The 389-nt window shown below is 46.5% G+C and carries 1 rRNA gene; it reads right to left on the bottom strand.

The window, feature by feature from the left end:
- A 23S ribosomal RNA gene (locus SJI03_RS28865) occupies nucleotides 1-281 on the bottom strand; the annotation flags it as partial.
- Between the last annotated feature and the right edge of the window lie 108 nt (nucleotides 282-389).

The raw sequence follows: 389 nt of genomic DNA, 5'->3' as shown, positions 1-389 counted from the left end.
GTCCGACTATCACGTACAGGCTCTTCCCATTTCGCTCGCCGCTACTTTGGGAATCTCGGTTGATTTCTTTTCCTGCAGCTACTTAGATGTTTCAGTTCGCCGCGTTCGCCTTGCATACCTATGTATTCAGTATGCAATACCCTAAAAGGGTGGGTTGCCCCATTCGGAAATCTGCGGATCAAAGTGTGTTTGCTCACTCCCCGCAGCTTATCGCAAGCTACTACGTCCTTCATCGCCTGTAATCGCCAAGGCATCCACCATGTGCACTTATTCGCTTGTCCCTATAACGTTAGCCTCTCATCATTTGCATAATGAAAGAGCGCTACAGGGATAAGAAAGTACAACGTTGTTGCTTGTTTGTTGATACATACAATCATTACCCATCGATT

The organism is Janthinobacterium sp. GMG1 (genome assembly GCF_034427795.1).
In the GTDB taxonomy this organism is placed as follows: Bacteria; Pseudomonadota; Gammaproteobacteria; order Burkholderiales; family Burkholderiaceae_D; genus Janthinobacterium.
This window is presented reverse-complemented; position numbering and strand designations above follow the sequence as displayed.